The 13,327-nt window shown below is 69.3% G+C and carries 9 protein-coding genes; 5 read left to right on the top strand and 4 right to left on the bottom strand.

What is annotated here, in order from left to right; all coding sequences use genetic code 11:
* Positions 1-262 precede the first annotated feature (262 nt).
* The 4 genes from ABZV91_RS09210 to ABZV91_RS09195 all read right to left on the bottom strand — a co-directional run bounded on the left by ABZV91_RS09210 (position 263) and on the right by ABZV91_RS09195 (position 6,426).
* Complete coding sequence (locus tag ABZV91_RS09210; RefSeq protein WP_355237839.1) at positions 263-3,223, bottom strand: PrgI family mobile element protein; 2,961 nt, start codon at positions 3,221-3,223, stop codon at positions 263-265.
* Complete coding sequence (locus tag ABZV91_RS09205; protein ID WP_355237836.1) at positions 3,220-5,097, bottom strand: hypothetical protein; 1,878 nt, start codon at positions 5,095-5,097, stop codon at positions 3,220-3,222. The genes ABZV91_RS09210 and ABZV91_RS09205 overlap by 4 nt, the downstream gene beginning before the upstream one ends.
* 1 nt (position 5,098) lies before the next feature.
* Positions 5,099-5,416 (bottom strand): pilin, encoded by a 318-nt coding sequence (locus tag ABZV91_RS09200; protein WP_355237833.1) that lies wholly within the window; start codon positions 5,414-5,416, stop codon positions 5,099-5,101.
* An 83-nt stretch (positions 5,417-5,499) separates the two neighbouring features.
* Complete coding sequence (locus ABZV91_RS09195; RefSeq protein ID WP_355237831.1) at positions 5,500-6,426, bottom strand: hypothetical protein; 927 nt, start codon at positions 6,424-6,426, stop codon at positions 5,500-5,502.
* 491 nt (positions 6,427-6,917) lie between these two features.
* Here ABZV91_RS09195 and ABZV91_RS09190 point away from each other — a divergent pair, with 491 nt between their 5' ends.
* The 5 genes from ABZV91_RS09190 to ABZV91_RS09170 are packed head-to-tail and all read left to right on the top strand — an operon-like array spanning position 6,918 to position 13,208.
* Positions 6,918-7,526 carry a hypothetical protein gene (locus tag ABZV91_RS09190; protein WP_355237828.1) on the top strand — a complete coding sequence of 203 codons (609 nt, stop codon included), beginning with the start codon at positions 6,918-6,920 and terminating at the stop codon, positions 7,524-7,526.
* A gap of 51 nt (positions 7,527-7,577) precedes the next feature.
* The gene (locus ABZV91_RS09185) at positions 7,578-8,588 is read left to right on the top strand and encodes a DNA methyltransferase (RefSeq protein WP_355237826.1); all 1,011 of its coding nucleotides are present in this window, start codon (positions 7,578-7,580) and stop codon (positions 8,586-8,588) included.
* The gene (locus ABZV91_RS09180; RefSeq protein WP_355237823.1) at positions 8,585-11,125 is read left to right on the top strand and encodes a DUF87 domain-containing protein; all 2,541 of its coding nucleotides are present in this window, start codon (positions 8,585-8,587) and stop codon (positions 11,123-11,125) included. The genes ABZV91_RS09185 and ABZV91_RS09180 overlap by 4 nt, the downstream gene beginning before the upstream one ends.
* A gap of 39 nt (positions 11,126-11,164) precedes the next feature.
* Complete coding sequence (locus ABZV91_RS09175; RefSeq protein ID WP_355237820.1) at positions 11,165-12,187, top strand: replication-relaxation family protein; 1,023 nt, start codon at positions 11,165-11,167, stop codon at positions 12,185-12,187.
* Between the two features lie 7 nt (positions 12,188-12,194).
* Positions 12,195-13,208 (top strand): bifunctional lytic transglycosylase/C40 family peptidase, encoded by a 1,014-nt coding sequence (locus tag ABZV91_RS09170; protein ID WP_355237817.1) that lies wholly within the window; start codon positions 12,195-12,197, stop codon positions 13,206-13,208.
* The last annotated feature ends 119 nt before the right edge of the window (positions 13,209-13,327 follow it).

Here is a 13,327-nt window from a genome sequence, read left to right as displayed (position 1 = left end):
CGGGCTGATGTCGGCAGCTGAATTGCCACAATGCGATTACTCAGCGGCTAGCGTTTCCCTCTCCTCCAACGCCTCCGCCGCCGTATCGACCGGTACAGGCCGCCCCCGGTTAGCCCCCCACCCGTGATCACGCCCGTCCGCCGTTTCGGGGCGGAATACGGCCCCGGCTGGGTGACCCGCTGTGGTGGGGTGCGGTGGTCGGGTAGGCGGTGCCGTGGCGCAGCGGGTGGGTGTTTCGTTGCCACATAGGGACGAATCCGGTTCAGACCGAGCGGTTGTCGAGGATCACCTCTTCCTTCTCGTGAGCACCGATGTCGCCGGCGCCGCGAGCGGGCGTTGTGATCTCGGGACCGGTGGGTTCGGTGAAAGCGGGCAACGGGGCCGTAGCGTCGATCTCGATATCGGGGTCGGCTTCGTCGTTGCTGGCAGCGAGTTCGCCGGGGTCGGTGGTGATCAGAGCGTTCTCGGTGGGTGAGGCCAGCGATGCGAACACCGCGCGGTCGGTGCCGCCGACCGTGAGCAGTCCGCTGCCGCGTGCGGCGGAGAGCAGGAACTGTTGTTCTCCGTCGGAGAGCCGGAACGCCGCGGCGACCTCGTCGATGGCTTGAGGTGCTTGGCGGAGCAAGATCTGGGTGGCGGCGTTGGAGACGATCGCGCGGCCGAGTTCGGTGGACAGGACATCGGTGCTGTCCTGGGTGGCGACGGTGAGCCCGGCCCAGTGTTTGCGGAAGCTCTTCGCCGCCTTGAAAAGGAACTGGGCTCCGGCGGGTTGGCGCATGAGCAGCCATGCTTCGTCCACGGTGATCATGCGGGGCCGCCGGTCGGCCGGGTTGGAGACCCGCCGCCAGGTCGCGTCGAGGACCAGCAGGGTGCCGATGGTCTTGAGTTCTTCGGGTAGCTCCCGCAGTGAGAACACCACCAGCCCGCCTTCGGGTTCGGTGGTGGTGGGCCCGTCGAGCAGCCCGGCATAGGCGCCGGCGCCGACGTAGGGCGCGAGTCCGTCGGCGATCTCGCCGGCCGCCGGTGTCGCGAGCCGGGCCAGGTGCTCGCGCAGGCCGCTCAGGGTCGGGGCGGGCTGGGTCCAGGTGGCGGGGTCGTCGGTGATTCCGGCATCGGAGTAGGTGGCCGACAGCGCGGTGTCGAGGGCTGCTCGCTGGGCGGGGTTTTGGTCGCCGAGCAGGACCGTGATGAGGGTGTGCAGGAACAATTTGCGGCGGGTGAGAGCGTCGACGGGGGCGCTGCGGCTGCCGCCGGGGCGGGTGTGGATTTCCAGGTCGAAGGGGTTGAGTCGCTGCCCTTCGGAGCCGAGGCGCAGGTGGGTGCCGCCGACCGCGTGGGCGAGGCGGCGGTATTCGTCTTCGGGGTCGATGACGATTTGTTCGATCCCGCGATAGAGCGAGCGCAGGATCTCGGCCTTGACCAGATACGACTTGCCTGCGCCGCTGCGGCCTAGGACAACGAGGTTGTGGTTGTGGGCCTCGGGGCCGAAGCGGTCCACGAACAGCAGTCCCGAGGCGGCGTCGCGGCCGTAGAACACACCCGAAGGGCGTTCGGCCTGTACCGGGTCGGCGGCGGGCAGTTGCGGGGAGTCGAAGGGGAACGCCGCGGCGAGGGCGGTGGTGTCGAAGGTGCGCCGCACCCGGATCAGGTCCAGGCCCAGGGGCAAGGTGGTGGTCCAGGCTTGGGCGGCGCGGTAGGCGAGGGTGCAGGTGTCCACGAGCAGGCTCGCGGCCAGTGCTCGGACGGCGGCGAGTTCGTCGGCGAGTTCGGCTTCGGTGTCGGCGTGGACGGTGAGGTAGATCCCCACCCGGAACAACCGTGCTTCGGCGCGTGCCACGCGCGCCGACAGCTCGGCGGCGTCTTCGACCGCGACATCGACCTGCGGATCTGATAGCCGGCCCCGGCCCGCGTCGTGCATGCGGGAGGACTCCAGGCGCGCGAGTTGGCGACGCAACCGGCTGGCGGCGGTGACCGGGTCGACGGGATCGATGTGCACGGCGACCTCGACGCGCCCGAGATGGGTCAGCAGCGGCGCGAGCCAGCCGGCCGTGACTTCCCTCGGGTATCCAGTGACCGCGACGGTGGCGGCCCAGTCCCCGCCGACCTCGAGGTGCCGGGTGCCGATCGTCAACGACTCGGGCGCGAACTCGACCCCGTCCGGCGCTGCGAACGGGTCCAGCGCCCCGGCCTCGCCCGATCCGGCGGCGGTCACGACCGCTGTCGGCGAGACGTCGGCCGCGGCGGAAACGAGGCCCTCGGGATTGCAGCAGCTGCGCAAGACCACGCTGGCCTGGAGGTCATCGAGGGCGGTGACGGTCACACCCAGCGGGGATAGGACAGAGGCGGCCTCGTTGAGCCGACGCAGCAGCCGCGACTCCGCGCCGCGACGCGCAGCGGCCGACACAGCACGCCGGGCCCGCGCTCGCCCGAACAGGCTGGCCCGCGGCGAGACGGTGGTGGGGTGATCAAGCGGTTCGCGCCAGACGAGCAGCACTTGGCGGCGGGCCAGGTACTCCCCCGCAGTGAGGTCGCTCAGGTGCGCGGCGTGGTCGGCCGCGGCGGCGGCCAGCTCCGGCGACATCTCTTGGGCGGCGGTGTGCAGGGCGGTGAGGTGGGTGGTGAGGTCCAGGCGGGCCGAGCGGATGAGGATCTGGACGGGCTGGCGCAGGGTGTGCAGCCAACCTGCGAGCTGTCCGACGAGGCTGTCCTGCTCGGCCGGTGTTCGCAACGACAGGTTCAAGGTGCCCGCGACCGCGACGACAGCCAGCCCATCGGATCCGAGATCGACCACCCCGACACCAGTGCTGCCGGGGGTAACCAACTCCGGCAGCCGCTGCTCCCGGGTCGACAGCGCTACCGGGCGCGGCGGGCGGGGCCGGGATCGCGTGCCCCGGTCGGTGATCCACCTCGGTGCCGCGAGCGCAGTTGCCTCGGCACCGGCCACAAGGTGACGGGATGAGAAGTGGTGCCGGATCGCGGCAACCAGCAGCAGGTCCGCGGAGAGTCCGTCCCGGCGGGTCGAGATGGCAACGGTGACCACGACCGCGATCGGAGTGGCGGCGGTCAGGAACACCGCAGGGGCGAGTGCGGCCCGGGTCGCGATCCACGCCGAGTACAGCAGGACGGCGGTGGCGGCGAGGATGGCGAGCTGGCGGGCGGTGAAGGGGCCGAGCAGCTTGTCGCTGCGGTCGACATCGGCGGGGATACGCACGATCGTGCTCATCGCGGTGTTCCTCCTCGGGGAGCTCGTGGCGCGCGACGGCGTACGGGCAGGTCGGGCATCGGCAGGTGCAGCTGCCGCCCCGCCGGACGCGCTGGTGTGGGTGGCTGGGGTGTGGTGGGTGGCGGGGGTGCGGGTTTGACCCGGGTCACCGGGAACGGCAGCGGGTACTGACCGCTGCGGGTGGGCCGGTTTCGTGCGTAGGGGTCGGCCGGGGCTGGTTCGGCGAAGTCGAAGGCGAGCTGTTCGGGTCGACGACGCGGAGCCACTCGGACCGGTGGAAGTTGCGGCGGTGTCGGTGGTGGTGAGGGCCGTGCCCGGCGCACTGGGATCGGCAACGGGTACTGACCGCCGCGCCCGGGTCGGATTCCCCGATATGGGTCGGGCTCGGTGAAGTCGCACGCGAGTTGGCGCCCGCGCGGCGCGCGCGCCGGGCGAGCCGGAGCCGCAGTAGTAGAACCTGCCTCGGTCGAGTTCGGTTGCCGCCGAATTCGCCGCACCCCTTCAAGGGGCAGCATCAGTTGCCAGTCGCGGGTGGCGCGCACCCGCGCATACGGATCGGCAGGCCCAGCACCGCCCGCGGAGGTGCGTGGCATTCGCGGCAGGAGCCGGGTCGCTGGCCCGGCGGTGGCTGCTGTGGCGGCGGTGCGTGCGCTGCTCGCGGTGGCGCCTTTGAGCAGGCCGAGGGTCTTGTAGGCGAGGAAGCCACGCACGATCGACCCGACGAATGAACGACCTTGCCCGATCTTGAGCACCGACAGCAGCCAGAACGGGGTCTTGATCAACACGAACATCAACGCCAAAGCGACGATCATGTTCACGATCTCGTTGGCGTCCGGGCCGAACAGATGCCATCCGCCCGGGGTGAGCAGCACCCGCAAAACGGTCACCAGCGTCAGGTATTGCACGACCTGGATCCCCAGGCACGCAGCGAAACTGCGCCACCACCACCGCGCTAGCCCGTCGATGCCGGGCAGCGCGTGGCACATCAATGCCAAGGGTGCGGCCACGATCAGCAGGATCGTGATCGTGACTCGCACGACGTAGCTGATGAGCAGCACGACCAGCATCACTACCAACGCCAGGAACAACAGCAACGCGAACCCGCGGCTCTGGTCGCTGGTGACCGCGAGTTCGGCCAGCGCATCAGCGGCCGAGCCGGAGTCGACGCCGGCGCCGGCGACCGCGTGGGCGAGGGCGTTGGCGAAGCCGATCGCGGCCGTGGCGATCACCATGCTCAGCGCCCCGGCAACGAACCCGACCACCAGCCGGGGCGCGAGTTCACGTATCGACCACTGGGTCTGCACGGTTTCGCGCATCATCAGTAGCACCCCCGCCGCCATCACCACCAGCACATACAGGGTGGTGACCACCTGCCACGACTGGTCCCACAGCACTCCGATCTGCGGTATCTCCCCGGGCTCGGGAGTGGTCAGCAGCGTCTTCGACAACAGGTCGAGCAACGGGTTGAGCGCGGACTCGACGATCCGCTGGAAGAACCCGTCGATCGCGTTCTCCACACACCCGTTGATATCGGTGACCCCGCACTCGGCAGACCCCGACGAACCCCCCGGAACCGGGGACGGCGCACCGGGCGTGGTCGGTGCGGGCGAGACCGGGCCCGGGGCGGTGGTGGAGGGTGGGGTCACCCACCTCGACGGCGGGGTCGTGGTCGGCGGCAGGGGTGTCGGTGGGGCGGGTGTGGCCGGTGTCGGGGTCACCGGCACAGTCGGCGGTGCGGGCTGGGCGGTGGCACCGCCCGCGCCGGTGTGGCCGACGAGTACCGCGACCAACACTGCCGCCACTCCTGCGGTGTGGACGAGGCGCAGTCCTCGTCCGGAAACGACGGTGAAGCCGGTGGCGTGTGAGGCCGTCATGTCAGCCTCCGACGATGGATTTGAGAACAGCGACGATGACCGGTGCCAGCACCGCCAGCGCATAGCCCAGGCACGCGGCGCGGAAGGCGGTCTTGGCTTTCTCGGTTTCGGCGGGATCGCCGCCACCGAGCAGATAGCGCGCACCGGCCACGGTCAGGCACAGCGTTGCCAGCCCGGCGAGAATCCCCATCACCCAGTTGCGGGCGTTGTCGATCACCTCATCCAGCGACGAGGCGACCGCCAGCACAACGGTCTGCGGCGGCACGGCCGATGCCGATCCGGCAGTCAACACCAGCAACGCCACGGTGGCGCAGACCATCGCGAGGATCGTGGCCCACCGCCGCAGAACCGGCTGCCGACCCGGCGCCAGTGGCGCCTCACTGAGGTGTCCGCGGTTCGCGTTCATGCGGCCACCTGCCCGTGCTCGGTGCCCGAAGATTCCGGTGCCGGGATGTCCTGTTTCGGCCGGCGGCCTCGCTGCGGCGCGGACCCGGTGCGCGCGACCGGTGCGAGGGTGGCGACTGCCTGCGCTTCGACCGGGCTGGTGTTGCCCACCTCCAGGTCCAGGGCTTGTTCGGTGAGCCAGGCCGCCAGCCGGTGTTCGGCGCGGCGGCGTTGCTTGTGGAGTTTCCACAGCGATTGGCCGCGTTCGGCGGCGATCGCTGTCAGTGACCGGCCTTCCCACCGTGAGACCGCGATGAGTTCCGCCGCGTTCTCGGTGAGGACGCCGACGGTCACGGCGTGGGCGAGTACCTGCTCGGGATGGCCGGGTTCGGCGAGCGTCGATCGCGCCTGTGTCATGAGCGGACCGAGGTCGCCGTCGATGTCGCCCGCCGACATCACCCCTGATTGCTGTTGATTCGCTGCCTTGCGTGTGGCGCGGTAGGCCACCCACCGCAACCGATGCCACACTCCCGGCCGGTCTAGTGCGACGCGGCCGAGGGAGGTGAGGAATTCCGTCAGTACTTCCGACTCGACATCGTGGCGGTGGCCGCTGCCCACGGCGTCGTACTCTCTCGCGGCCCTGGCCAGCATCGGCACCGCCAGGCCGGCGCACACCAGCATCGCGTCCTCGCCGCAGGTGCGTGCGCGTTCGATCAGCCACACCCAGATCGAGTCGATCTCGGCGATCGGCACCGCGGGATCCCACAACCGCTCACGCAACCCGCCCCACGACTCGACAGGGCCTGCGACCGCTGCCGCCGGGCTCGGTACCGGTCGCGGATCGGTGGGCAACCGCTGATCGGTGATCCGGTCGAAACTCGACCGCACCACCCCGAGCGGCGAACCACCCGCTCCCGCATATTTCACGAATTCCGAATTCGTCACCAGATACTCCCTGCTCGGTGGAAAAAAATCCGACCTCACAACGACACCAGCGGCCTCTATCCGAAACGCATCCACACCACATCCAAACCGCACCCGGAACCTATCCAAACCACCCCCAAGACCTATCCGGGCTCAACCGGCGAACATTTGGCGACCGATCACCCCGGGCGTCAACCACTCAACGCGAATGGACCTACCAGTAATTGTTTATGCGCGGATGTGGTTTGGATGTGGTTTGGATAGGACGCGGATAGCACATCCACCTACCTCGGCAAACCATCGAAAAAGAATCTCGAAAAAATTTGCGGCACCCCGAACCGGAAGCCCTTGCCAGTTCTCGCTATTCAGCAAAATTATCCAGACTTGTTCGAAGAGCATTGTCCAAAAATCGGCTTTTCGGCGGAAGTAAGCGAGTACACACCGCTCTCTCGTCAGGAGTCGTTATGACCGTCAGTTCTCGCCGACCCCGGCCCTTTACCCCGATGCCCACGGTGCGTGTCCCCTCAACCTTGTGGGCGGTCGGCACCAAGGCCCTCGATCCCGACTACCGCTGGCCCGAGCCGATCCTGGCCCACACGGTCCGGGAGTTCTCTACGCCGGGCTCGCGAGTGATGTTGATCGGCTGGCCGGCCCCGACCAGCCGGGGCACGCTGCGGATGATCGAGCCCGACACCGCCCACGCCCTCGCCGCGATCCGCGATCTGGACCGCCACAGCCTCGACGTCCCCACCCACCCGAGCCATCCCGGTGAACCGGTGGATCTGGTCATCGCCAGCCTGCTCGCCGACCACTTCGACCCGATCCGAGCCGCCGAACACGTCACCGCGCTCGCCACCGAAGTGATGGCGATGGGCGGTTTGCTGGTTGTTCTCAGCCGGTGCCGCCACAGCCATTCCGGGATCCTGCTCGATCCTGCCGGTCCGGTCGTATCTGCCGCCCAGGCCGCCGATCTGCTCTACCTCCAGCACGTCATCGCCGCCCCGGTCACCGGCCACACCATCACCGCCCCCGCGCCCGCCGAGCAGACAACGCCCGGCATTCCGCGGCACACCGTCGCCCATACCGACGTCCTCGTTTTCCTCCAGCCCGAACACGGCTGACTCGCCCGGCTCGCCATCTCGCACACCACCCGATCAGAAAAGGACCACTCGATGACTCCCGAACCCAGCACCACCGCCGCCTACACCAACTCGGTAACCACCACGCCCACTGGCCCCATCGATGCGCCGGTGTCGGTGTGGGCAACCGCTCAGAACGCGCCCGCCGCGCAGCGGCGGGGACGCTATCACCCCGACAGCACCGCGCACCCGGCGAAGATGTTCCCCGCAATCGTGCAACACGCGGTGACGACCTACACCCACCCCGGCGGGCTCGTTCTGGACCCCATGTGCGGCATCGGCACCACCCTCATCGAATCCCTGCACCTCGGCCGCCGGGCCGCCGGTGTGGAATACGAGACCCGATGGGCCGAACTGGCACGCACCAACATCGCGCTGGCGCGCGAAGCGGGGATCGATCTCGATGCCGACGTCTACCACGGCGATGCCCGCAAACTCACCACACTGATACCGCAAGAGCTTCGGGGGCAGGTGGATCTGGTGATCACCTCCCCGCCCTACGGTGACTCCCTGCACGGCCACGTCCGCGCCAACGGCAAAGCCCCGGTGGTCAAAACGAATCACCGCTACGGGGCGGTGCTCGACCGCGGCAATTTGGCCAACGTCGGAATCGGCCGGCTGCTGTCCGGATTCACGAAAATCCTCGCCGGAGCCGCCGAGTACCTCGCCCCGGGCGGGCATGTCGTGGTCACCGCCCGGCCGTGGCGCCAGCACGCCGAGCTGGTGAACCTGCCCACCCACTTGTTCACCTGCGGCGAGCTGGCCGGGCTGGTCCCGGTCGAACGGTGCGTGGCACTGCTGGGGCGGCTGTCCGACGGTGAACTCGTCGCGCGTAGCAGTTTCTTCCAGCGCGATTTCGTCGTCAAGCAACGCGCTGCCGGGCTGCCGATGCACTTGATTGCGCACGAGGATGTGGTCGTTCTGCGCAAACCGGACGCTGCCGCCTCGACCGAACACCGGAGGGCACGTACGCGATTCCCCTACGGTACTGCGCCGGTTCAGGGGACGGACGGCGATGCCGGGCCAGGGTCGGTGGCGGCGTGAGTGCCACCATCGCGAGCCCTGAGCAGGGGTGGCTGGGCCGGGCGCTTCTCGCGCATGGCGCGGCAGCACGTGATCTGGCCGAGGCGGTCGAACAGGGGCTCGGTTCGGCCTCCGGGACCACTGGAGTACTGAGCGTGCTGGGTGTGCTCGCCGCGGTGGGAGTTCTAGGGCGGTGGCGCCGGCGGCGGCTGAATGCGAGTGCTCGCCAGATCACCGTGCTCACGCCTCCCGAGGTCGACGCCAAAGGCGCGCTAACTTTCTGGGCGCATCTGATCGGCCAGTTGCGCCCGGCCTGGGCGCGGCTGCTGCTGGGGCAACCGCATCTCGGTTTCGAATACGCCGTGACCCCCGATGAGGGGGCCGCGATCCGGCTCTGGGTGCCCGGCGCGATCCCGCCTGGGCTCATCGAGCGGGCCATCGCCTCGGCGTGGCTCGGCGCGCACACCGAGACCGGAGAACCCGCCCGGCCCCCGCTACCGGCCCCGGTGAAAGGCGTGGAACGGATCGTGGCCGGAGGCGAGCTACGGCTGGGACGGCGGGAGGGGCTCCCGTTGAGCACCGACCACGCCGGTGATCTCGTACGTAACCTGATCACCGCCGCCGACGACCTCGCACCCGGCCAAGCCGTCTGCGTGCAGATCCTGGCCCGCCCGGTCACCGGCCGCCGCGCCGCCCGTGCCCTCCGCACCACAGCAACCACCAACGCCCCCGCAGGGATCGTGACCGGGCTGCTGCGCGAGGCATTGAACCTTCTCACCCCTGGCACAAGCACCGCGCGCCCGACCCGCGCCTGGGGGCCCGGCGAGCGGCGGGGCGGCGACCGGCAGGCGGTGATGGAGTACAGCGCCGCCGCCCGCGCGGCGGCAACCAAGGCCCGGGGAGCGCACTGGGAGACCGTTGTCCGCTACGCCGCCTCGATTCCGGTCTCCGACGACCTCGACGACACGAACCCGAGAGCGCAGGCGCGGGCGGTGGCGCGGGGTCGCGCCGACGCCCTGGCCACCGTGTTCGGGGCATGCACCGATCACAACTACTACCGGAGGCGGCGCCGCCTCCGGCTCGCGACCTTGATCCGGCAGAGGCGGCTCGGGCGTGGGGATGTGTTGTCGGTGCCCGAGCTGGCGACGATCGCGCATCTGCCCACCGAGACCGGGCTGCCCGGCCTGCAACGTGCCGGAGCCCGCGCCCTGTCTCCCGCCCCTGAGATCCCGGTCGGTGGGGAGTTCACGAAGCCGCTGGGCCTCGCTGATACCGGCACTCGTCGCCCGGTTGCGGTCAAGATCTCCGATGCCCGCCATCACCTGCATATCCTCGGGCCCACCGGTGTCGGCAAATCGACTCTGCTGGCGCGCACGATCCTCGATGATGCCGAGGCCGGGCGTGGGGTGATCGTCGTTGATCCCAAGGGCGACCTCGTCACCGATGTGTTGTCGCGGTTGCCGGCGCGTATGGGTGAGCGGGTGGTGCTCTTCGATGCCGACTCCGCCGCTCCGCCGCCGTGTGTGAATCCCCTGGATATCGGGCGGATCGGGCGGGCGGGAATGGATTTGGCGGTTGACAACCTCGTCACCGTGTTCCACCGGATCTTTCACCAATGGTGGGGGCCGCGCACTGACGACATCATGCGCGCCAGCCTGCTGACCCTGTGTGCTCAACCCGGCACCGCCACTCTGGCCGACCTGCCCCGCCTGCTCACCGAACCTGCCTTCCGGGCCCGCGTCACCCGCACCACCAAAGACCCGGTCCTCCGCGGATTCTGGGACAGCTACGAGACGCTGTCCGATACCGGCCGCGCCCAGCTCACCGGCCCGTTGTTGAACAAGCTGCGCGCGTTCCTGCTGCGCCCGTTCGTGCGCGCGGCCATCGCGGGTGGGCCCTCCACGGTCGAGTTCGCCGACATCCTCGACCAGGGCGGGATATGCCTGGCGAGACTGCCGAAAGGCTCACTCGGGGAGGAGACCAGCCGCCTGGTCGGGTCCCTACTCGTGGCCCGCACCTGGCAGGCGGTCACCGCCCGCGCTCGGGTGCCCTCCGCCGACCGGCCCGACGCCGCGCTCGTGCTCGACGAGGCACAGAACTTCCTCAACCTCTCGACCCCGATCGAGGACATGCTCGCCGAAGCCCGCGGACTGCGCCTGTCACTGCTGCTCGCGCACCAGAACCTCGGCCAACTCTCCCGCGAACTACGCGACGGGATCTCGGCGAATGCCCGCAACAAGATCGTGTTCGCGGTCAGTCCCGACGACGCCCGGGATCTGGCCCGCCATACCGAGCCGTGGTTGTCCGAGCACGACCTGTCCCACCTCGATGCCTTCCATGCCGCCGCCCGGCTGCTGGTCGACGGCCGCAACGCCCGCCCATTCACCCTCACCACCCAACGGCTGCCCGCACCAACCCCGGGACGTGCCCGCGAAATCGCCGCCGCTGCCCGCGCCCACCTCACCACACCGGCACACACGCCCGACCCCGGCCGCGCGCCGGTCCTCGACCGTGACGAGCAGCCGAACCCTGCACGGCACGACCCGCGCCAGCGCTAGCCATCCGACCCGGCCTCTCCGAGAAAGGTTGCCGTAGCGATGATCTCTCGACCCGATCGGCAAGAAGATCGACGCAAGCCCCGCCCTGAGACCCGCGCCGCGCAGACCGGACCGGTCGACATGACCGTGCTGGTGGCGCGGTTGACCGAGCGTGACCGCTGGATTTTGCGGATGCTGCACGAGCACCGCGTCCTGACCACCAACCAGCTCGCCGCACTCGCCTTCACCAATACCGTCATGGCGTTGCGGCGCCTGAACCGCCTGCACCGCTACGGTGTCCTGGAACGGTTCCGGCCCTTACGCACCCGGGGCAGCGCACCGATGCACTGGGTCCTGGCCCCGCCTGGAGCCAGCGTGCTTGCCGCCGAAGCCGGCATCAGCGTACGCGAACTCGGCTACAACCACCAACGCACCCTCGCCATCGCCCACAGCCTGCACCTGACCCACACCCTCGGCGTCAACACCTGGTTCACCACCCTCACCGCACACGCACCCCACGACGAACGCGGCCAGCAAGCCCGAGTACAGGCATGGTGGTCACAAACCCGCTGCCAACGCCTCTGGGGAGACCTCGCACGCCCCGACGCCTTCGGCCGCTACACGCTCGCCGAGGCGACCCTCGATTTCTTCCTCGAATACGACCTCGCCTCCACCACTCTGACCCGGGTCGCTGCCAAACTGCACGGCTACAGCGAACTGGCCCGCACCACCGGGATCCCCACCCCTGTGCTGCTGTGGACCCCGACCACGTTGCGTGAAGCCGGCGCTCGCACAGCCTTGCGACAAACCTGGCAACGCCTGCCCGACCCCGAAGCCGTACCCCTCGCCACCGCCGCCGCCGAACTCCTCACCCCGAAACCCGAGGCCAGCCCCGCCGACCAGGTGTGGCTACCGCTGGACCGTGACAGCGATCGGTTACGCCTGAACGAACTCGCCACCGTGTGGCCAGGGCGCACCCCGCCCGACGACGAACTCCACAGCGAGCAGAACTGGGTGCCTTCGGGCGGGCTGATCCTCCTGGCCCCACCACCACCCACTCCACCGCTCTACGAGTCCTGGTGAACCGCTGATGCTGGTCAAAGCACTCGGCGCGGGCTGCGCAGCGGTCGTGTTCCTCGTGGTCGTGATCGCGGCCGTGGTCACCACCGTCATCGTGTTCGACCAGTCTCTGTCCACCCCGGCCCCGGGAGCCTCGACCGGCACCGGCTCCATCCCGAGCCCAGAAGCCCGCCACGACATCCCGGCGGAGATGCTGGTGCTGTATCAGGCTGCGGCCCAGCACTGTCCCGGTTTGGACTGGTCGGTGCTCGCCGCGATCGGCAAGATCGAAACCGACCACGGCCGCTCCCCCCTCCCCGGAGTGACCTCGGGCGAGAACTCCTCCGGTGCTGGTGGGCCAATGCAGTTCCTGGCCTCGACCTTCGACGCCGTGACCATCCGCCACCGGCTGCCTGCCGGCGGGGAGAGCCCGCCCTCGCGCTACAACCCGCACGATGCTGTGCACGCTGCCGCGTTCTACTTGTGTGACTCCGGCGCACCCGCCGACCTGCGCGCCGCGATCTTCGCCTACAACCACGCCGACTGGTACGTCGACCAAGTCCTCGATCAGGCCGCCCGCTACCGCGCCACCGACACCCCCGGCGGGGGCGACTGCCATACCCAGACAGGCACGAACCGTGTTGCCGCGCAGATTATTTCCTTCGCTTGCGCTCAGCTCGGACAGCCATATGTCTGGGGTGGTAACGGGCCCGAATCGAGCGGAGGCTGGGACTGCTCCGGACTCACCCAGGCCGCCTACCGGTCCGCCGGAATCGCTCTCCCCCGCACCACCTACGACCAGGTCCGCACCGGCCCCACCGTCCCCGAAGCGGGACTGGCCCCCGGGGATCTGCTGTTCTACGGCACCACCGTCGACGTCCACCACGTCGGTATCTACCTCGGGAACGGGCAAATGATCCACGCACCCACATTCGAAGAGCCCGTCCAGATCTCGCCCTACCGGTGGACAGGTGACGACTTCTACACCGCTACCCGCCCAGCCAGCGGCTCGCCCGCCCATACCGAACCTCGTGCCGCGCCCTGACTCTGCACGCCGCAACGCTCCATCCCGCGCCCCTTCGCTTCCGACTCGCCGTGACAGACGGCGCTCGGCCCATCCACCCGACAAGGAGACTCTCCATGCGCATCCGCCCCACCCGCCAC

The organism is Nocardia sp. NPDC004568, from assembly GCF_040609955.1.
GTDB lineage: Bacteria > Actinomycetota > Actinomycetes > Mycobacteriales > Mycobacteriaceae > Nocardia.
Note: the sequence above shows the minus strand (reverse complement) of the source record. Positions and strands in the feature narration are given on the sequence as shown.